General features: G+C 33.6%; 17 protein-coding genes. 13 read left to right on the top strand and 4 right to left on the bottom strand.

Translation table 11 applies throughout. The features are described from left to right. The first annotated feature begins 131 nt into the window (after positions 1–131). Entirely contained in the window at positions 132–959 is an 828-nt protein-coding gene (locus BK821_RS10745; RefSeq protein ID WP_046836735.1) for a YtnP family quorum-quenching lactonase, read from the top strand. A 161-nt stretch (positions 960–1,120) separates the two neighbouring features. Here the strand turns inward: BK821_RS10745 and BK821_RS10740 are convergent, their stop codons facing one another. Beyond that, positions 1,121–1,441 carry a hypothetical protein gene (locus tag BK821_RS10740; RefSeq protein WP_046836734.1) on the bottom strand — a complete coding sequence of 107 codons (321 nt, stop codon included), beginning with the start codon at positions 1,439–1,441 and terminating at the stop codon, positions 1,121–1,123. 82 nt (positions 1,442–1,523) lie between these two features. On the opposite strand from BK821_RS10740, the gene BK821_RS10735 reads away from it, so the two are divergent. The 10 genes from BK821_RS10735 to ccpA all read left to right on the top strand — a co-directional run bounded on the left by BK821_RS10735 (position 1,524) and on the right by ccpA (position 14,614). After that, positions 1,524–2,600 carry a M42 family metallopeptidase gene (locus BK821_RS10735; protein ID WP_046836733.1) on the top strand — a complete coding sequence of 359 codons (1,077 nt, stop codon included), beginning with the start codon at positions 1,524–1,526 and terminating at the stop codon, positions 2,598–2,600. A gap of 16 nt (positions 2,601–2,616) precedes the next feature. Then, entirely contained in the window at positions 2,617–2,925 is a 309-nt protein-coding gene (locus BK821_RS10730) for a thioredoxin family protein (protein WP_046836732.1), read from the top strand. Between the two features lie 127 nt (positions 2,926–3,052). After that, positions 3,053–3,916: a DUF1444 domain-containing protein gene (locus BK821_RS10725; RefSeq protein WP_046836731.1), complete on the top strand. Its 864-nt coding sequence runs from the start codon at positions 3,053–3,055 to the stop codon at positions 3,914–3,916. Between the two features lie 14 nt (positions 3,917–3,930). Continuing rightward, on the top strand, positions 3,931–4,530 hold the full coding sequence (ytpR, locus tag BK821_RS10720) for a YtpR family tRNA-binding protein (protein ID WP_071331657.1): 600 nt from the start codon (positions 3,931–3,933) through the stop codon (positions 4,528–4,530). 17 nt (positions 4,531–4,547) lie between these two features. Then, positions 4,548–8,462 (top strand): DNA translocase FtsK, encoded by a 3,915-nt coding sequence (locus BK821_RS10715; RefSeq protein WP_071331656.1) that lies wholly within the window; start codon positions 4,548–4,550, stop codon positions 8,460–8,462. A 45-nt stretch (positions 8,463–8,507) separates the two neighbouring features. After that, positions 8,508–9,821 (top strand): UDP-N-acetylmuramate--L-alanine ligase, encoded by a 1,314-nt coding sequence (murC, locus tag BK821_RS10710; protein ID WP_046836728.1) that lies wholly within the window; start codon positions 8,508–8,510, stop codon positions 9,819–9,821. A gap of 70 nt (positions 9,822–9,891) precedes the next feature. Then, positions 9,892–10,410, top strand: a complete 519-nt coding sequence (locus BK821_RS10705; protein WP_046836727.1) for a DUF948 domain-containing protein — start codon at positions 9,892–9,894, stop codon at positions 10,408–10,410. A gap of 82 nt (positions 10,411–10,492) precedes the next feature. Then, entirely contained in the window at positions 10,493–11,869 is a 1,377-nt protein-coding gene (locus BK821_RS10700) for a hypothetical protein (RefSeq protein ID WP_071331655.1), read from the top strand. 341 nt (positions 11,870–12,210) lie between these two features. Beyond that, positions 12,211–13,302, top strand: coding sequence for a bifunctional 3-deoxy-7-phosphoheptulonate synthase/chorismate mutase (locus BK821_RS10695; RefSeq protein WP_046836725.1), 1,092 nt, complete (start codon positions 12,211–12,213; stop codon positions 13,300–13,302). 322 nt (positions 13,303–13,624) lie between these two features. Further along, positions 13,625–14,614 (top strand): catabolite control protein A, encoded by a 990-nt coding sequence (ccpA, locus tag BK821_RS10690; RefSeq protein WP_046836724.1) that lies wholly within the window; start codon positions 13,625–13,627, stop codon positions 14,612–14,614. 410 nt (positions 14,615–15,024) lie between these two features. Here the strand turns inward: ccpA and BK821_RS10685 are convergent, their stop codons facing one another. Both BK821_RS10685 and BK821_RS10680 read right to left on the bottom strand, forming a co-directional pair. After that, positions 15,025–16,185, bottom strand: a complete 1,161-nt coding sequence (locus tag BK821_RS10685; protein ID WP_046836723.1) for an acetoin utilization protein AcuC — start codon at positions 16,183–16,185, stop codon at positions 15,025–15,027. 13 nt (positions 16,186–16,198) lie between these two features. Continuing rightward, complete coding sequence (locus tag BK821_RS10680; RefSeq protein ID WP_046836722.1) at positions 16,199–16,831, bottom strand: GNAT family N-acetyltransferase; 633 nt, start codon at positions 16,829–16,831, stop codon at positions 16,199–16,201. 181 nt (positions 16,832–17,012) lie between these two features. Between BK821_RS10680 and acsA the strand changes: the two genes are divergently transcribed. Both acsA and BK821_RS10670 read left to right on the top strand, forming a co-directional pair. Beyond that, positions 17,013–18,722 (top strand): acetate--CoA ligase, encoded by a 1,710-nt coding sequence (acsA, locus tag BK821_RS10675; protein WP_046836721.1) that lies wholly within the window; start codon positions 17,013–17,015, stop codon positions 18,720–18,722. A 285-nt stretch (positions 18,723–19,007) separates the two neighbouring features. Continuing rightward, positions 19,008–20,675, top strand: a complete 1,668-nt coding sequence (locus BK821_RS10670; protein ID WP_071331671.1) for a formate--tetrahydrofolate ligase — start codon at positions 19,008–19,010, stop codon at positions 20,673–20,675. A gap of 52 nt (positions 20,676–20,727) precedes the next feature. Here BK821_RS10670 and BK821_RS10665 read toward each other — a convergent pair whose 3' ends face one another. After that, complete coding sequence (locus BK821_RS10665; protein WP_046836720.1) at positions 20,728–21,639, bottom strand: transglycosylase domain-containing protein; 912 nt, start codon at positions 21,637–21,639, stop codon at positions 20,728–20,730. Positions 21,640–21,667: the final 28 nt, after the last annotated feature.

The raw sequence follows: 21,667 nt of genomic DNA, 5'->3' as shown, positions 1-21,667 counted from the left end.
GATTGAAGGAGTTATATTTCATGAAAATTAATGCATATTTTAATTGTTTTGCGTCTTGCTTTAAAGTAGATAGGGTAATGTATTACTATGGTAATTAAGTAAAATTTATTGCGAGTAAAGGAGGAAATAAAATGAAATTGGGTGATTTTAAAATCCATTCTTTAAATGGTGGGATAACACAAATTGATGGCGGTGCTATGTTTGGTGTTGTACCTAAAGCGCTATGGACAAGGAAATATGAGGTGAATGATAAGAATCAAATTCCTTTGCCGACACATCCTATTCTTATACAAACGGAAGACAAGTCTATTCTAATTGATACTGGTATAGGCACTGGTAAGTTAACAGCTAAAGAACGTAAAAATTTTGGTGTCGAGTATGAATCTAAAATTGAAGAAGATTTAAAGGCTTTAGAATTAACAGTAGAGGATATAGATTATGTATTAATGACGCATTTACATTTTGACCATGCAGCTGGGTTAACAGACAATGAGGGACGTGCTATTTTTAAAAATGCTATTCACGTCATACAGCAAGATGAGTGGCATGAATTTCAAAGTCCAAACATCCGTAGTAAGTCTACATATTGGTCGAAGAATGATGGCGATTTTAAAGAAAAATTGCTTTTATTTGAAAAAGAAATAGAAATTTATCCAGGGATAAAACTTTTTCATACTGGGGGCCATAGTTATGGGCATGCAATTGTAACAATTGAAAGTGAAGGAGAAAAGGCTGTGCATATGGGAGATATCTTTCCAACGATAGCACATAGAAATCCATTATGGGTGACGGCATACGATGATTATCCGATGCAATCTATAAGAGAGAAAGAACGCTTAATACCTAATTTTATTATACAAGATTATTGGTTCTTGTATTATCATGATGTGACATACTTCGCAGTGAAATTTGATAAAGGTAATAATAAAGAAATAGAAAGTTATATTACCAGAAATTAATAAGGTTAAAGTTATGAGTGGAAGAGCATTTACAACATGATTCTAGTAAGAGATGCTATTGATATCTATTACTAGAATGGTGTTATACTCCAAAATTACTGTATAGGCCTTTTTCATTTAAAAGACACTACACATCATTTTCTCATAACTTTAACCTTATATTAATCGCATTCAATTATATCGATAATTTCCCCGGTTTTTGCATCAGCAAAAAAGTCATAATAAGTTAGTTTACCATTGTGCTGTGTGGTGATACCCCCCTGGAAAACAATATTATTATTGTCTGTGGAATCTTTATAAGCTATCGTTTCATTTAATATGTAAGATCCTGCAACATTCATAAAATATGTTTTTACTTCTGATAATAATTTTTCTGGATCTTGATATCTTAGATGAGTTTGACGTTTATAAAAATAGTATATTCCAATAATTGTTGTTAGTGAAATAAATAGGATGAAAATCCAATTCTTTTTATTCAACATAACAGCATCTACCCCCAATAAAGTCATATTAATAGTTTACCATAACGAAGATGATATAATAAATATTAAGGAGTGAGCAACGTTGAATATAGACAAGAATAAAACAATATCAAGAATGAAAACATTAACAGAATTACACGGCGCACCAGGGTTTGAAGATGAAGTACAATCATATTTAAAAGCAGAAATGGAACCTTATGTAGATGAATTTGTTTATAATCGTATGGGGGGATTTTACGGAGTTAAACGTGCGAAAGTAGATAATCCTAAACGTGTAATGGTGGCTGCGCATATGGATGAAATTGGATTTATGATTACTCATATTACTAAGAATGGCATGCTACAATTTACAAATTTAGGTGGTGTAGCTACGGATATTTGGCAAGGTCAACGACTTAAGGTAAAATCACGTAAAAACGAGGAGATTGTTGGAATAGTAGCCAATATACCTAAGCATTTTAGAACTGGGAATGAAGGCGCCCCTAAAATAGAAGACTTATTATTGGATATTGGTTGTGAAAATCAAGAAGAAGTTTTAGCGCGTGGTATAAATATTGGAGATTCAATTGTTCCAGAAACGCCATTTATCCAATTATCTGAACACCGATTTGCAAGTAAAGCTTGGGACAATCGTTATGGTTGTCTAATCGGTATTGAATTATTAGAATTATTAAAAGATGTAGATTTAAACTTTGATTTGTATGTAGGTGCTAATGTTCAAGAAGAAGTAGGGTTAAGGGGAGCACGTGCCTCTGCAGAATTAATAGATCCTGATGTAGCTTTTGTTGTAGATTGTTCTCCTGCAAATGATATGAAAGGTAAACAACATCTATCTGGAGAATTAGGCAAAGGTACATTGATTAGGATAAAAGATGGCACAATGATACTGAAACCAACTTTTAGAGATTATTTGCTAGACTTAGCCAATCAATTTGAAATATCTCATCAATATTATATATCGCCAGGCGGCACCGATGGCGGAGAAATTCATAAAGCGAATATTGGCATACCCACTGCGGTTATTGGTGTATGTGCACGTTACATCCACAGTACAAATGCAGTGTTTGATATGAGAGATTACACAGCTGCTAGACAACTATTAACACAATCTGTCACACATTTGAATGAAGACAAAATCAAAGCATTACAATATAAATAATTTAGGAGTGATTAGAATGAAACAATTAGAAAATGCCCAACAATTTGATGAGTTAAAAAAAGAACAAACGGTATTTTTATTTACTGCAGATTGGTGTCCTGATTGTAAAGTCATCGAACCCGATTTACCACAATTAGAAAGTAAATATACAAATTATAAATTTATATCTGTAGATAGAGATAAATTTATAGATATTTGTATAGATTATGACATTATGGGTATACCTAGTTTCTTAGTATTTAAAGATGATAAACAAATTGGTAGTTATATTGGAAAAGAGCGCAAATCTATTGAACAAATTGATGAATTTTTAGCTTCATTGTAAATAAAAACAGCCAAAATCATTTAAAATGAATTATACAAATATATACCCTTAGAACTTACTTTTTTTCTGTTCCTAAGGGTATATTTATTGTAAACTGTAATAAGGCACGTAAATAGGAGTGTTAAAGATGAATGTCTTTCAAATGAGAGATAAATTAAAAGATCGATTGAGTCATTTAAATGTGAAGTTTAGCTTTAATCGTGAAGAAGAAACGCTGCGTATTTCTAGAGTGGATAATGGTGAAGGTGTTACTGTTAAACTTTCTACAATAGTAGCTAAATATAATAATCAAAAAGAAAAAATAGTAGATGAAATAGTCTATTATGTTGAAGAAGCAATTGAACAAATGAAAGGAGACACACTGTCAGGTATAGATGATATTCAGATTATGCCGGTACTTAGGTCTCCGAGTTTTGATAAAAAAGATAAAAATGGTAATAAATTTGTGATTGAGAGGCATACTGCTGAAACCAATATATATTATGCAGTTGATTTAGGTAAATCATACCGTTTAGTTGATGAACAAATGCTTGAACAAATGAAATTAACCAAGCAACAATTAAAAGAAATGGCTTTATTTAACATTAGAAAGCTAGAAAATAAATATACAACAGATGAAGTGAAAGGAAATATATTTTATTTCGTCAATTCAAATGATGGTTATGATGCAAGTAGAATTTTGAACACGACTTTTTTAAATGAAATCCAAGACCAATGTGAAGGTGAAATGCTGGTAGCTGTGCCGCACCAAGATGTATTGATTATTGCAGATATTCGCAATAAAACAGGCTACGATGTAATGGCTCACCTAACAATGGAATTCTTTACAAAAGGTTTAGTTCCTATTACTTCATTATCACTTGGCTATGACAAGGGTCATTTTGAGCCTATATTTATATTAGGTAAAAATAATAAGCAAAAAAGAGATCCTAATGTAATACAAAGATTAGAAGCAACACGAAAAAAATACGAAAATAAAGATAAAGATTAAGGAGATTAATAACCATGAATTTATTTTATAATAAAGAAGCAGTGGGAGATGTAGCATTTTTACAAATTGAAACTATTAATGGTGAGTTCAATTACGAAACAAGAGGCGATGTAGTTGAAATAAAACACGAAAACAAAGTAGTGGGCTATAATATTTTCAATGCATCTAAAAAAGCTGATATTGTTGGAAATGGTCATATCAAACTAACTGAAGTATTAGTTGAAGCATTGCAAAAAGCTATCAAAAATGATGGGTTTACTTTTGAATTAAATGCAGACTTCTCTCCTAAGTTTGTAGTAGGTTATGTTGAAACTAAGGAAAAACATCCTGACGCAGACAAATTAAGTGTATTGCGTATTGATGTGGGCAACGAACAATTACAAATTGTATGTGGCGCTCCAAATATTGAAGCAGGACAAAAAGTTGTAGTGGCAAAAGTAGGGGCAGTGATGCCAAGTGGAATGGTTATTAAAGATGCAGAGCTTAGAGGTGTGCCATCAAGTGGAATGGTTTGTTCAATGAAAGAATTAAATTTACCTGATGCACCACAAGAAAAAGGTATCATGGTCTTAACAGATGATTACACTGTAGGACAAGCATTTTTTGAAGATTAAAAGGAGGTAATGTGCGAATGAGCTGGTTCGACAAGTTATTTGGAGAAGATAATGACTCAACAGAAGATTATCTCAATAAAAGAAGCCAACGACGTCAAAAAGCTACACAACAAGAAGAGCAAGATTCATTACTTCCCCAGAACAATGATGTTTATGAAAGACCTAAAGGTAAATTCAGATTTCCTATGCGTGTTTTAGAAGAAGCAAGTCAATCAGAAGAACAATCTACTTCTAATAATCAGTCATCTCATGAAAATAGAAAACGCTATGAGGCCTCTTCAGATGCGCTTAATACACATCATAAACAAAGAAGACGCAGACATGCATATGATACAGCGAAACCTAATGATGTTAAGAAACAAGACAGAAGTGAACATCCAACTGAACATCAATCTGCATCTGCTGACACTGTAAGTGAGCATAAGCCCCATAGAGGGACTAGAATGAGAATTCAAACAGATGTGTTGAGAGCTAATGCTGAGACTAAAAGCAGTCATAAAACGCCAAGTTATCAGCATAGTGACTTTAAAGCGAGTGAAGTACCGTCAGCAATTTTTGGTACTCAAAAACCACGTCCTTTAGACAATGGCGTAATTCGTACTTCAGAGCAATCAGAAGAAGATAAGCAACCTACATCTAAACCTGATGATTCGAACATTCAAAAACAAAGTAGTGCAACAGAACAGGTACACGATAATGATGCAGATGTTAGTACATCAGAGGCGCACCAAAGTACACAAGTTGATGAAGAGCAACCAATTACCTCACAAAACAGTGCGAACACTGTAGAAAGAGAAAGTACTTGGGATAATGATTTATCTCAAAATTCAACTGAAGATGAATCCAAGGAATCTACCAAACAAACTTCATCTACCGCGCGAGATAATAAAATTAGTATTGAAAATATCTATGCCTCTCAAATTGTAGAAGAAATTCGACGTGAAAGAGAACGCAAAGTATTACAAAAGCGTCAATTTAAAAAAGCGTTACAACAAAAGAGAAATGCACAACAAGAAAATAATGAGAATGATATTCAAAAAGCAATCGATGAAATGTATGCTAAGCAAGCGCAAAATCACATTGGTGAAAGTTCGCTCGATGAAGAAAGTAATATGGTAGCTGATGCATATGACAGTATAGACACAATAGAAAGTGAACACAATCAAACTAATACAGAAGAATTCAATAATGATAATAACGAAGATGCTCAAGTAGGGGCGTCGTCACCATTTAATTATGAAGAAATTGATTTAGATCAAGTAAGTGATGTACATACTATAAATGATGAATATGTGGATGTAAGCACTAAACAAATAAACAACAAAGACGATGATGAAATCGCTGAAGCCGAATATGATAGTTCTAACGATGACGTTGACAATTCAATTAATGAAAAAGCCAATGCTTTATTTGAAGAAAACAATGTACCGCAACAAGCACTATCAGAAAATGAATTAAACAGTGAACAAGCAAGCGATTTTAATCATTATCAAGCATCAGAAACATCATTTACAGATGCACAATATAGAGAATTAACACAATCACATAGTGAATTGACAAATCAAGAAGAAGATAATCATTCAGAATCAGAGGATGATTTAGAAACATCTGTGCATACATCAGAAGGTATAAATATATCTAGTTATGAACATGATGACTTCAATTCAGACAGTGAAGATAAAGATAGTGACAACATTCACGAATCATTACAGGAAACAGCAACGACGCACTTGAATGATGTTACAAGTGAACAACCTTCATCGGAAATGAACGAAAATCAAGAAAATGAAGCGTCTGCTGTACAAGATACACAAGACTTAAATAGCAAACAGTCAGATGAAAGTAGTACTAGACAAACAAATCGTATTCAACCGCCAACTAGAAAAGGTAGTAAACCATTTAATGTGGTAATGACACCATCAGATAAAAAGCGTATGATGGATGCTAAAAAGCAAAGAAAATTTGACTCAAATAATGCTAGTAAATCGCATGATGTATCAAAAAATGAGAGACATACAACGAAGCAAGAAGATATGCACACAACATCAGAACAACAACGTCAGAAATCTAGTATAGAAAATAATCAACATGTGTCTAGTTATGTCGAAAACCACACTGAGCCTATCACTGAAACAAATAAAAAAACGCTAGTATCAGATAGCGATGTGAGTGAAACAGAGGTAACAGACGCAGATTACAAAGCACTAGAAATGGATGAAACACAACTAGCACAATATGAAACAGACATATTGACGCCAAGTCATAATGAAAAAGAGAACGACTTGCAAACAGATGCACAAATTTCTGACTCGCCCCATATTCATGAGGAGACAACGATTCAAGATGAAAAAAATATTAATCAGCCACAGGGCCAGAACGCAGATGGTCTGCAGAATCAATCTGAAGTTGCTAAAAGAGAAGTAACACATCAACAAGATAACAAACAAAATATAGAGACATCACTATCAGATATAGATACCAAGCAAGTAGGCGAGGGTGTTACCAATAACGATAGTGATAAGCCAACTATTAGAAGAGGGCCAAACATTAAATTGCCGAGCGCAAGTTTATTAGACGAGCCTGAAGAACATGAAATTGATAATTCATGGATAGAAGAGAAAAAACAAGAACTAAATGAAGCCTTTTATTATTTTAATGTACCAGCTGAAGTACAAAATGTTACAGAAGGACCAAGTGTGACACGCTTTGAACTTTCTGTTGAAAAAGGTGTTAAAGTGTCTAGAATCACTGCACTGCAAGATGATATTAAAATGGCATTAGCAGCGAAGGACATTCGTATAGAAGCACCAATACCAGGGACGAGTTTGGTAGGGATTGAAGTGCCAAATGTCACGTCAACCAAAGTTAATCTACGTTCAATCATTGATGCCCCTAGCTTTAAAAATTCAGAATCTAAATTGAATGTTGCGATGGGCTTTGGCATTAATAATGAACCCCTGCTGATGGATATAGCTAAAACACCACATGCTTTAATTGCAGGCGCAACAGGTTCAGGAAAATCAGTATGCATCAACAGCATATTAATGTCATTATTATATAAAAACCATCCAGAAGAGTTGAGGTTACTACTAATTGATCCTAAGATGGTTGAACTCGCGCCATACAATGATTTACCACATCTTGTAGCACCAGTAATTACAGATGTTAAAGCGGCGACGCAAAGTCTTAAGTGGGCTGTTGAAGAAATGGAACGCCGTTATAAAGTTTTTGCTAAATATCATGTAAGAAATATTACAGCTTATAATAAGAAGGCAACATACGATGATAGAATGCCAAAAATTGTTATAGTAATAGATGAACTTGCAGATTTAATGATGATGGCACCGCAAGAAGTTGAGCAATCTATTGCACGTATAGCTCAAAAAGCACGTGCTTGTGGTATACACATGTTAGTCGCAACACAAAGACCATCAGTTAATGTTATTACAGGTTTAATTAAAGCAAATATTCCAACGAGAATAGCATTTATGGTATCATCTAGCGTGGATTCAAGAACCATTTTAGATAGTGGTGGAGCAGAACGTTTATTAGGTTATGGAGATATGTTGTACTTAGGTAGTGGTATGAACAAACCGATTCGTGTACAAGGTACATTTGTATCTGATGATGAAATTGATGATGTAGTTGATTTTATTAAGCAACAGCGAGATCCAAATTATCTATTTGAAGAAAAAGAGCTATTGAAAAAAACTGAAACACAGCCTCAAGATGACTTATTCGATGATGTATGTCGTTTTATGTTACAAGAGGGGCACATTTCAACTTCATTAGTTCAAAGACATTTCCAAATAGGTTATAATCGAGCGGCAAGAATTGTAGATCAATTGGAGCAACTTGGTTATGTTTCCGGTGCGAATGGTTCTAAACCTAGAGATGTGTATATTACAGAATCAGATTTAGACGGTAATTAATTTAGAGAAAAACAAAAATTAATATAGAGATTAAGGAGTGTTACGATGACACATTATCATTTTGTCGGTATTAAAGGAGCCGGTATGAGTTCATTAGCACAAATCATGCATGATCTTGGAAATGATGTACAAGGTTCAGATATAAAAAATTACGTATTTACAGAGGTAGCTTTAAAAAATAATGGTATCGAAATATTACCATTTGATGCAAATAACATTAAGGAAGATATGGTTATTGTTCAAGGTAATGCATTTCCAGATACACATGAAGAAGTAGTAAGAGCACACGAATTAAAATTAGAAGTAATTCGTTATCATGATTTCTTAGGCCATGTGATAAACCAATATACATCTGTTGCGGTTACAGGCGCACATGGCAAGACTTCTACAACAGGATTATTATCTCATGTAATGAACGGTGATAAAAAAACATCATTCTTAATTGGTGATGGCACAGGATTAGGTATTCCAGAAAGTGATTACTTTGCTTTTGAAGCGTGTGAATATCGCAGACATTTTTTAAGTTATCATCCTGACTACGCAATTATGACAAATATTGATTTCGATCACCCAGATTATTTTAAAGATGTAAATGATGTTTTTGATGCATTCCAAGAGATGGCACATAATGTAAAAAAAGCAATTATTGCTTGGGGTGGCGATACACATCTACGTAATATAAAATCAGATGTACCAGTATATTATTATGGGTTCTCGAAAGATGATAATGTGTATGCTGATAATATTCAAATTAATGAAAAAGGTACACAATTTGATGTGTATATTGAAAATAAATACTATGATACATTCCTTTCACCGCAATTCGGCGATCATAATATTTTAAATGCGCTTTCTGTTATCACAATCAGTTATCTAGAAGAGCTTAATATTGAAAATATTAAAGAAGCTCTAGAAACATTCGGTGGCGTGAAACGTCGTTTTAACGAAACAAAAATTGGTAAACAAATATTAGTTGATGATTATGCACACCATCCTAGAGAGATAAGTGCTACAATTGAAACAGCACGTAAGAAATACCCAACGAAAGATGTAGTCGCAGTATTCCAACCACATACTTTTAGTAGAACTAAAGCGTTCTTAGATGAATTCGCTGAATGTTTAAATGTAGCAGATCAAACATTCTTATGTGAAATATTTGGTTCAATAAGAGAGAATAGTGGTAATCTAACAATTCAAGACCTTGTTCAAAAAATTGATGGTGCAAAACTTATTGATGAAGCATCTGTGAATAATTTAGAACAATATAATGATGCAGTTATATTATTTATGGGCGCTGGAGATATTCAAAAAATTCAACGTGCATATATGGAAAATATTGGTGTCACTACCTCATTCTAATATGTTTATGTTAAAATGAGATGGGTATTTATATTAAATAACAACATATGTTTATTAGGAGGCGTTTTAAATGGAATGGATTTTACCTATAGCTGGAATTATAGCTGCGATTGCATTTTTAGTATTAGTCATTGGTATCGTAGTAGTTTTACTTTCAGTTAAGAAAAATTTAGATCACGTTGCTAAAACTCTTGATGGGGTTGAGGGACAAATACAAGGTATTACGCGTGAATCTACTGACTTACTTCATAAAGCTAATCGCTTAACTGAAGATATTCAAGATAAATCAGATCGTTTGAACTCTGTTATTGATGCTGTTAAAGGTATTGGTGATTCAGTACAAACTTTAAATGGATCTGTTGATAGAGTTACAAACTCAATTACGCACAATATTTCTCAAAATGAAGATAAAATCTCACAAGTTGTTCAATGGTCAAACGTAGCAATGGAAGTTGCTGATAAATGGCAAAACAGAAGAAATCGTAGAGATAGTGCAAACTACAAAGCGAGCAGCGTAGCTAGTGATGCAAATGCAAATGAGTCAAATCATTCAACACATAGCTATACTACACGCGTAGATAACAAATAAATCATATACTTAAACAAACAAATGCACTTAAATGAGGTTTTGAAACTTATTTAAGTGCATTTGTTATAGGAGGCCTTCAATTATGAAATATTACAACCGTGATGATTATGAAAGAAATCTAGAAAGTTATGAAGTTCCTGAGTATTTTACAAAAGGAGCAAGAAATGAATTTGTTTATGGATTTATTGTAGGGGCAGTAATAGGTTCAGCTATAGGGTTAGTATCTTTAAGTAAAACAAAAGCTAATGATAAAACTACTCCAAAATCAGACGAAGCTTCACAATTCAAGTCGCACATTATCGAACAATCAGAAAGTGAAAAAGCTAATGCAGATCGTCAAGTTAGCCATATTAAGTCAACAGTATCAAGCGCTCAAGATAATGAAGTTTCTACATCAGCATTGACTGCTCAAAAAAATGCTATTCAACAAGAAACTTCAGATAACAATTTAGCGGATATGTCACCAGATGCACAAGCAGCACAAGAGCAACAAGGTGTAGATAATGGAGAATCCAAAGATACAGCTCCTACACATATTGATGCACAGGCACAGCCAACAAAAGATGAAGTTGACGCACAACAAGCGGCAATTAAAGAAGAAGTAACGGATAATGATTCGGCAACGACATCTGCTACAAGTAATACAGACTCTACACATATTGATGCACAAGCACAACCAACAAAAGATGAGGTCGAGGCACAACAAACAGCAATTAAAGAAGAAGTAACGGATAAAGATAATGATTCTACAGGTAAAGGTACTAAGATTGCAGCAGCTACAGGTGGTACGATTGCAGCGACTGGTATCGCAAAAGCAGCAAGCGATAAAAAGCAAGCACTTAATGAAAATGAACAAGTTGCTAAAAATACAAAAAGCCTGCAACAAGAAGAATCAAGTAGTAATTCAAAAGAGCAAACACCTCACTTAGTTACTAAAGATTCAAAAGAAAGTGAAGAAATAACATCAAAACAATCATCAAAGAAAACGGCTATACCAAGTAGTCTTACAGCTACTGGATTAGCTTTAGCGGCAAAAAATAAATATAAAGCAATAAATGAAAATCAAAATGTTGCTGATAATACAGCCAACTTATTGAAGCCTGAAGCAGTAAAATCTAATAATAACAAAGTAGTTCCTCACTTAGTGACGCATAAAGTTGATCATGCTGTGGAATCTACAAATAAGGTAGATAATTCTGCAGATAAATCAAAAAAACAAACGTTTAAATCTAAGCCAGAACCGGCTGAACAACGCGTAAAACAAACTCATGAGAGTGTAACGTTTAATGATGGGATTATTGCGCATGACCAGGCTGGAAATGGCTTGAAAAAGCAATCAACTCAGGACAGTAAATCTAAACAAGGTAAAAGTGCACAAACTTATACTAAAAATAGAGCGCAATCTAAAAAAACTGAAAAAGCCAAGAGTAAAATTGATAAAAGAACATTTAATGACTAATAATGGCTGAAATTAATAATTTAGCATATTTATTATAACAACTTAATAGTTTTAATATAAAAAAGAACCGTTCAACAGTTTTGTTCGGTTCTTTTTTGTTTAAAACCGCATGTGACAAGGGCTTAAATATATAGAGTGAAATGTCAGAATAGTGTAAAATATAGGTGGTAAGTTACAGAAAATTCAGTTATCATTGAAATTATTCACTTAAAAAAGTGATTTTTTTAAATCGTGACTTGAACTTATATAGAGTTCTTGTTAGAATTACGTTTAACAAATGTTTTATCGCTTTAAAGCAGAATAAAATATCGATTTTAAATTTTTCATAGAGGTGACTATAAATGACAGACAAATTACAAGAATACAGAGACGAAATTGTAGAAATTAATGATGAGATTTTAAAACTTTTATCTAGAAGAGGAAAGTTAGCACAAAAAATTGGAGAGGAAAAACGTAAAAAAGGTACACTTGTATATGATCCTCAACGAGAAAAAGAAATGATCAACGTATTATTAGATAAAAATGAAGGACCTTTCAATGACAATACAATCAAACAATTATTTAAAGAAATTTTTAAAGCCTCTACAGATTTACAAAAATCTGAAAATGAAAAACACTTATATGTTTCTAGAAAATTAAAACCAGAAGATACAATTGTTCAATTTGATAATGGCGGCATTATTGGAGATGGTAACAAATCATTTGTATTTGGTCCATGTTCAGTTGAATCTCAAGAACAAGTTGATGCTGTAGCAGCTAATTTACAAGCTAGAGGTGAAAAATTTATTAGAGGTGGTGCATTCAAACCTCGTACATCACCATATGATTTCCAAGGTTTAGGTGTTGAAGGATTAAAAATTCTTAAAAACACTAAAGATAAATACGGTTTAAATGTAGTAAGTGAAATTGTAAATCCAGCTGATTTTGAAGTGGCTGACGATTATTTAGATGTATTCCAAATTGGCGCACGTAACATGCAAAACTTTGAATTATTAAAAGAAGCAGGACGTTCAAATAAACCAGTATTATTAAAACGTGGTTTATCAGCAACAATTGAAGAATTTATTTATGCAGCTGAATACATTGCATCTCAAGGTAATAACAACATTATTTTATGTGAACGTGGTATTCGTACTTACGAAAATGCTACAAGAAACACATTAGATATCTCTGCTGTTCCTATCTTAAAACAAGGTACACATTTACCAGTCATGGTTGATGTTACACATAGTACTGGTCGTAAAGATATTATGTTACCAACAGCTAAAGCTGGATTAGCAGTTGGCGCTGATGGTATTATGGCAGAGGTTCATCCTGATCCATCAGTAGCATTAAGTGATAGTGGTCAACAAATGGACTTTAATGAATTTGAAAAATTCTACAACGAAATTAAACCACTTGCGGATATGTACAATAATAAGCAATTAAAATAATATTAAAGCTAAGATAAACATAAATGCCCTGATGCGTGTACTAGGATATAGTATTTGCATCGGGGCATTTTTATATGTAAAAGCTTATAGTGTAATCATTTATTGAACTATATATGTATATTAACAAAGGTAAGTTGGACAATAAATCTTGTGTTATATATAAAAAATAATATTATAAATAATAACTAGATTCAATTATATTTAATGACATAATTATGACATTGTAAACAAATTGTTTTACAAATTCAAAAAATATGGTAAAATTTGAAAAGTTATGAAAACAGAGTATAATAATAAATAAACCGCTTACAAGGAGGAAATTATGACTGTTACAATATATGATGTTGCAAGAGAAGCCCGCGTTTCTATGGCAACGGTCTCACGAGTAGTTAATGGTAACCAAAATGTTAAACCTGAAACACGTGACAAAGTGAATGAAGTGATTCAAAAATTAAATTATCGTCCAAATGCAGTGGCACGAGGATTAGCGAGTAAACGTACTACAACAGTTGGAGTTGTTATTCCAGACATTTCTAATGTTTACTATTCTCAACTTGCTCGAGGATTAGAAGATATAGCTACAATGTATAAGTACCATTCAATTATTTCTAATTCTGATAACGATCCAGTTAAAGAAAAAGAAATTTTTAATAATTTATTAAGTAAACAAGTAGATGGCATTATTTTCTTAGGTGGTACAATTTCTGAAGAGATTAAGGACTTAATTAGTAAATCTTCAGTGCCTGTAGTAGTTTCTGGAACTAACGGTAAGGATGCTGATATTGCATCAGTTAATATCGATTTCAAATCAGCTGCTAAAGAAATTACAACTCACTTAATCGAAAGTGGCGCTAAAGAATTTGCCTTTGTAGGTGGAGATTATTCTAAAAAAGCGCAAGAAGACGTTTTAGCTGGTCTTAAAGAAGTATTATCACAACATCAGCTAACATTAAATGAGAATAATATATTTAATGGAAACGAAACGTATAAAGATGGTGTGCGTGCCTTTGAAACATTAAAAGCATCAAAACCAGATGCGATTCTGTCAATCAGTGATGAACAGGCTATTGGATTAGTCCATTCTGCGCAAGATGTTGGGGTAAGCATTCCTGATTCATTACAAATTGTAAGCTTTAATAATACGAGATTAGTTGAAATGGTAAGACCACAATTATCTAGTGTGATTCAGCCACTTTATGATATTGGGGCAGTAGGCATGAGATTGTTAACAAAATATATGAATGAAGAAGAAATTGAAGAACCCAATGTAATATTACCGCATAGAATTGAATATAGAGGCACAACTAAATAGTGATCAGTTGAAAATAGGCTAATAATTACTAAAATACGAATGAAAAAGCAATCTTATTTTAATGATAAGGTTGCTTTCAATATATGGATAAAGCTTCTGATGGTGTTGAGTTTTTTGCTTGTTTTCGTGGGTATTATCGTATTCCGTATTTTGGGGCATTACTGTACCTCAAGAATTTAGTCTCAACCGTAATCACGAAGAATAAAATGGAATAGACATTTTAAAAGACTCCTAAAGATCATAGATAGGAGTCGGAACATAGATATAATAAAAAAACAAACCAAGTGCTAAATCATAGCAATTGGTTTGTCTATCTTTAAACTTTATGACATTGTCATAAGGTTTCTTTTTTTATAAAAATTATGGTTCGAATGATAGATGAGCAGTTTGTCATAATCCTTTTGAAATACCTATGATTTAAACCAGCTACTTACTTGGTGCGCATGTTTCAGATTTTTTGCTGATATTTCTTCTGTTCGAGGTATAGGTTGGAAATCTTGCATATCATCGCTCCACGTGACGGGTAGTTTGAAAGGGGCATATTGTTGCCATTTGTGTAGCCATGTCTTTGGTAAATCACCTGATGGTTGTGGTGCATTGATTAGCGCCAAAAAGACATGACTCCATGCGCGAGGTACAACTTTCCAAATATTGTATCCACCACCACCAAACATAAGTACTTTACTATCTGTGTATGTATCAGCTAAGGACTTAATGATATATGGAATTTGATATAAAGCCTCTAATGTACAACTCATATGAGTGAGGGGGTCTAAATAATGAATATCTACACCGTGCACACTAACGATAATATCAGGTTTAAATGAAGCAACGACCGGCTCAACAGTTTCTTTAAACACTTCTAGAAATGAAACATCTTCTGTATATGGCTCTAAGGGAACATTCACTGTATAACCAAATCCTTTTTCAGCACCACGTTCGGTATAATGACCCGAACCAGGAAATAGGAATTTGCCTGTTTCATGTATAGAATAAATTAAAGATTGATCATTTGTATAAAAACTCCACTGTGTACCATCGCCATGATGCGCATCAGTATCTATACATAATACACGTTGATTGTAATTTTTGATGAGATAAGCGATAGTAATGGCTACATCATTATAAATACAAAAGCCATTTGCACGGCCAGGCAAGCTATGGTGTAAACCACCACCTAAATGACAACCATTCGTAACTGTACCATCCATGATACAGTCAGCTAAATTTAATGCACCACCAACAATTCGTGCACTGTGTTTATGCATCATGCGAAATTGTAATGTGTCATCGCCATCTAAACCATATTTTTGGGCTTCATTATCGCTTAAAATGCCATGTGATGCATGCCGAATAGCTTGGATATAATCATAAGAATGTATTAAAGCTAATTCTTTGTCATTGGCAATCCTAGGTTGAATGATATGGTTTGGTTTTAAGTAACCCAAATCAGCGAGTAATTCAGTTGTTAATTTTAATCTCATTTGATTAAAAGGATGACTATTACTAAATCGATATTGTAATAGTTCATTTGAATATACATAGCCCGTTTTTTGTTGCGTATGATTCATATAAGTCTCCCCTTTAAAAGAAAAAGCGATTCATGTATCGAATGTTGTCAAATGCTTGTAATTGTTCAATTGTAATGCGCGATCCAATTCGTGCCATTAAGCAATTGGCTGGATGACTCGTAATTTCTGGATCGTCAGTTGCAAAAATTTCTAGGCCCCCATATCCCATCAATTTCTGCATTAATTTCTTATATTCATAGACATCAAGCTTTGAATTTTTCAAGTCCCAATGCCAATAATATTCAGTGGTTAAGACGATATAATCTTCATATTCATCAGCACTTAAACTTATTTTAATGAGCTCACTGCCTAATTTTAAACGACGGTAAGATAAACTAATTTCTATTGCACCTAATTCAATCAGATATGCTAAATTTCCTGTAGACCAACGTTCTAATGGGTCAGGGTAATGATAGGTGACATAGCCGACAATATGCTGTTCATGGTGTAACACAAATATTCTTCCTTCGTCTAATTCACTAATTTCTTTTACTGCTTCAAACTGATCGATTGGAGGACGAAAAGCATTTAGGCCTTCGTCAAAAGTCATAGAATCAAGTTTCGTGCGTGAAATAGGTCCTTCTATAACAAAGGTACCTTCATCCAAGTGATAAGTTTGAGATTGATACGTTTTTATATGTTCCATTTTTTCACTCCAAACTACCGCATAAGAATACAGCAAACAATATTAATTAACTATATTATAAGTGAATTAAAGCTAAAATAACATTAAATGTATTTGTTTACACGGTATTATTTTGAAAATTCCGAAAATGTTCGTTATAATAAATTTTAAGTAAACGATTTCATTAAGAGGGGGATTTAAAATGAAAGTAGAAGTATATCAAGGGGAAAACGGAAATTTTAACCTTCAAGACTATGATAAAACATATAATAACTTTGATTGGAAGGAAGTTGAAAAGGTATTTTCATGGTATGACACTGGAAAAGTGAATATGGCACATGAATGTATTGATCGTCATGTTGAAGAAGGTAAAAGTGATAAGATTGCTTTACATTATAAAGATGAAAAACGTAAAGAAAGCTATACTTTCAGTGAAATGAAATCTAATTCAAACAAAGCTGCTAATGTATTAAAAGAACAAGCAAATGTTGAAAAAGGAGACCGTGTTTTTATTTTTATGCCAAGAACGCCTGAGCTATATTTTGCTCTATTTGGCATATTGAAAATTGGCGCGATAGTAGGTCCTTTATTTGAAGCATTTATGGAAAAGGCAGTTGCAGATCGATTAGAAAATAGCGATGCTAAGGTCATAATAACGACTAATGAATTATTACCACGTATACCTAAAGATCAATTACCCAATTTAGAAACTATCGTTGTCGTGGACGACAATGTTGAAAATGAATATGTTGATTTTAATAAAGAATTTGTAAAAGCAAGTGATGATTTTGAAACGGAATGGTTAACTTTAGATGATGGACTGATATTACATTATACTTCTGGTTCAACTGGCCAACCTAAAGGTGTTTTACACGCACAAAAAGCCATGTTGTTACATTATATTTCTGGTAAGTTTGTATTAGACTTTAAGGATGATGATGTATATTGGTGTACGGCTGATCCTGGATGGGTTACAGGTACATCATATGGTATTTTTAGCCCATGGTTAAATGGTGTAACAAATTGTATTGCAGGTGGAAGATTTTCACCTGAGGGATGGTATGGCATGATTGAGGAGTTTAAAGTCACTATTTGGTATACTGCACCAACTGCATTAAGAATGCTAATGAGTGCAGGAGATGATATTGTTGGAAAGTATGATTTATCATCACTTAAATTGATTTTATCAGTAGGAGAGCCATTGAATCCTGAAGTTATAAAATGGTCTAAAGATGTGTACGGCAAACGGGTGTTAGATACTTGGTGGATGACGGAAACAGGTGGCCATATGATTGTGAATTATCCAACGATGGATGTGAAATTAGGATCTATGGGAAAACCTTTACCTGGTGTTGAAGCAGCAATTGTAGATGATCAAGGGAATGAACTACCGGCAAATAGAATGGGGAATCTTGCTATTAAAAAAGGATGGCCATCTATGATGGTGTCTATTTGGAAGAACCCGGAAAAATATGATTCATACTTTATTGGAGATTGGTATGTTTCAGGAGATTCTGCATACAAAGATGAAGAAGGTTATTATTGGTTCCAAGGTCGTGTAGATGATGTAATTATGACAGCTGGAGAACGTGTAGGACCATTTGAAGTAGAATCTAAACTAGTAGAACATGACTCAGTAGCAGAAGCAGGAGTGATTGGTAAGCCTGACCCTATCAGAGGTGAAATTATTAAAGCATTTGTTGCTTTACGTCCAGAATATGAACCAAGTGATGAGTTAAAAGAAGAAATTCGTAAATTTGTTAAAGAAGGCTTAGCCGCACATGCTGCACCTAGAGAAATAGAGTTTAAAGATAAATTACCAAAAACACGTTCAGGTAAGATTATGCGCCGTGTACTTAAAGCTTGGGAACTCGACTTACCCGCAGGAGATTTAAGTACGATGGAAGACTAAAATATAATATAGCGATATTAAAGGCGAAATGATTGATAAACTATAGTCGTGTTTAATTATTTTAAGAAAACCTCTTTTGTATATAGTACAAAAGAGGTTTTTGTGTAAAATGTTAAGTAAAAGTACTAAATAGTATAATGTTTACGATTTTATATACAAATTATATGGAAGCGCTATCTTTAATTATCGACAATATATCTGAATTTGGTTAGTATAATGATATAAGGACTTACCGTTTTTGTTACAAATACGAAGGATATTTAAATTAAGAAGGGACGAGTGAATTTGGCACATTTATCTGATCTAGATATTGCGAATCAATCAACACTAAAACCAATTGGAGAAATTGCTGAAAAGGCAGGTATTCCGTCAAATGCATTAGAACCATACGGGCACTATAAAGCTAAGATTGATATTAATCAAGTTCAACAGCATAATGGCAAGGGAAACGTAGTATTGGTGACAGCTATGAGCCCAACACCGGCTGGGGAAGGAAAATCAACTGTTACTGTAGGGTTAGCTGATGCATTTAATCAACTTAAGAAAAACGTTATGGTAGCATTACGAGAACCTGCTTTAGGACCAACATTTGGTATAAAGGGTGGAGCTACAGGCGGAGGATATGCACAAGTATTACCAATGGAAGATATCAACCTGCACTTTAACGGTGATTTTCATGCAATTACGACTGCAAATAATGCACTTTCAGCATTTATAGATAATCATATACACCAAGGGAATGAATTAGGTATTGATCAACGCCGAATAGAATGGAAGCGTGTATTAGATATGAATGATCGTGCTTTACGTAATGTTATCGTTGGTTTAGGTGGTCCTACACAAGGTGTGCCACGGGAAGATGGTTTCAATATTACTGTGGCTTCTGAAATAATGGCTATTTTATGTTTAGCAAATGATATCAAAGATTTAAAAGTGAAAATAAGCCATATTACTATTGGTTATACACGTGAACGTCAGCCAGTTACAGTTGCTGATTTAAAAGTTGAAGGTGCATTGGCTATGATTCTTAAAGATGCGATTAAACCTAATCTTGTACAAACAATTGAAGGCACGCCTGCACTTGTACATGGTGGGCCATTTGCGAATATTGCACATGGCTGTAATTCTATTTTAGCTACTGAAACTGCTAGAGACTTGGCAGACATCGTAGTAACAGAAGCAGGTTTTGGTTCAGATTTAGGCGCTGAAAAGTTCATTAATATTAAAGCTCGAGAAGCAGGTTTTACACCTTCAGCCGTCGTTGTAGTGGCAACAATTCGTGCTATTAAAATGCATGGTGGTGTAGAGAAAGATAATCTTAAAGAAGAAAATGTGTTAGCACTTGAAAAAGGAATTGTTAATTTAGAACGTCATGTTAAAAATGTTAGAAAATATGGATTGGAGCCGGTAGTTGCTTTAAATGCATTTATCCATGATACAGATGAAGAAACGAAATTTGTACAAAAATGGGCCAAAGACAATGGTATACGTATAGCTTTAACTGAGGTTTGGGAAAAGGGCGGCAATGGAGGTATTGATTTAGCCAATGAAGTTTTAGAAGTTATCGATGAACCTCAAAACTTTAAACATTTATATGAACTTAATCAACCGCTTGAAACGAAAATAGAAACAATTGTACGAGAAATATATGGTGGCTCTAAAGTTACCTTTAGCAGTAAGGCACAAAAACAATTACAACAGTTTAAAGAAAATGGTTGGGATAATTATCCTATTTGTATGGCTAAAACGCAATATTCATTTTCTGATGATGCCACACAGTTAGGTGCTCCAGAAGGATTTGAAATTACGATTCGTGAATTGGAGGCCAAGACAGGTGCTGGATTTATAGTTGCATTAACAGGCGCAATTATGACGATGCCAGGTCTACCAAAGAAACCAGCAGCATTAAATATGGATGTTACAGATGATGGACATGCAGTAGGTTTATTTTAAAGTTGAAGCCATTATGATAAAAGGACGCATGGTAATAAATACATGCGTCCTTTTATCTTGTAATTAAATGTTGTTGTACGTTATATTTTTCAGCATTTTTAAAATCATCAGGCGTGATTTTTTCTTCGACTAACATGCGTTTAAGTACATAATGTTGACGATTTAAACTGATCTTTATCTCTTGATCAGGTTTCAATGAACCATCCTCAGTATAAGGTGTATAGTAGTATGGACTTTGAAGCAAACCGATAAGGTAAGCAGATTCAGCAATATTCAAGTTTGTTGCTGATTTTCCAAACAAACTATATGAAGCTGAAGCAATACCTGTTATATCAGAACCATGGTTATCTCGTCCAAAGGGAACGATGTTTAAATACGTATAAATAATTTCATCTTTGGTTAACACGTGTTCGGCGCGCATAGAAAGTACAAGTTCATTCGCTTTTCGGTCATATGTTCTTTCGTTAGTCAGTAGTTGATTTTTTACGAGTTGCTGTGTAATGGTACTACCACCCGTGGGAGCTTCAGTATTAAAGATATCTTGCCCAACGGCACGCACTATGGCTTTCGGTAAAATGCCATTATGGTAAAAAAATAAGCTGTCTTCAGAAGAGGTCAGTGCTTTAATGACATTTGGACTAACTTGGTTAGGTCCGACAATAAGCGTATTGGTTGAATGATTATACTCTTCTAAGATATTACGCTTAGTATTATCAATATCTTCGTCGCCAACAATATGTAACAAATTCAATCTCAAATCTTTATCTGACAGATGAATCGTTGTATCAGTTAAATGTTGAAAATAAAACACTGATATTGCCATAAGTATGAGAAAGGTACATGTAAAAATTGTAAACAAGCCTAAAAATATATGTTTTATTTTTTTATAAACTATTTCATATCTATGAAATGGTCGTATCTCGTTGCTATCTTGAACACTTTTATCATATGTTTGACGCGCCATATGCATCCTCCTTGTGTATGCAATATTA

The sequence above is a fragment of the Staphylococcus sp. LCT-H4 genome, from assembly GCF_001866145.1.
Classification (GTDB): domain Bacteria; phylum Bacillota; class Bacilli; order Staphylococcales; family Staphylococcaceae; genus Staphylococcus; species Staphylococcus succinus.
Note: the sequence above shows the minus strand (reverse complement) of the source record. Positions and strands in the feature narration are given on the sequence as shown.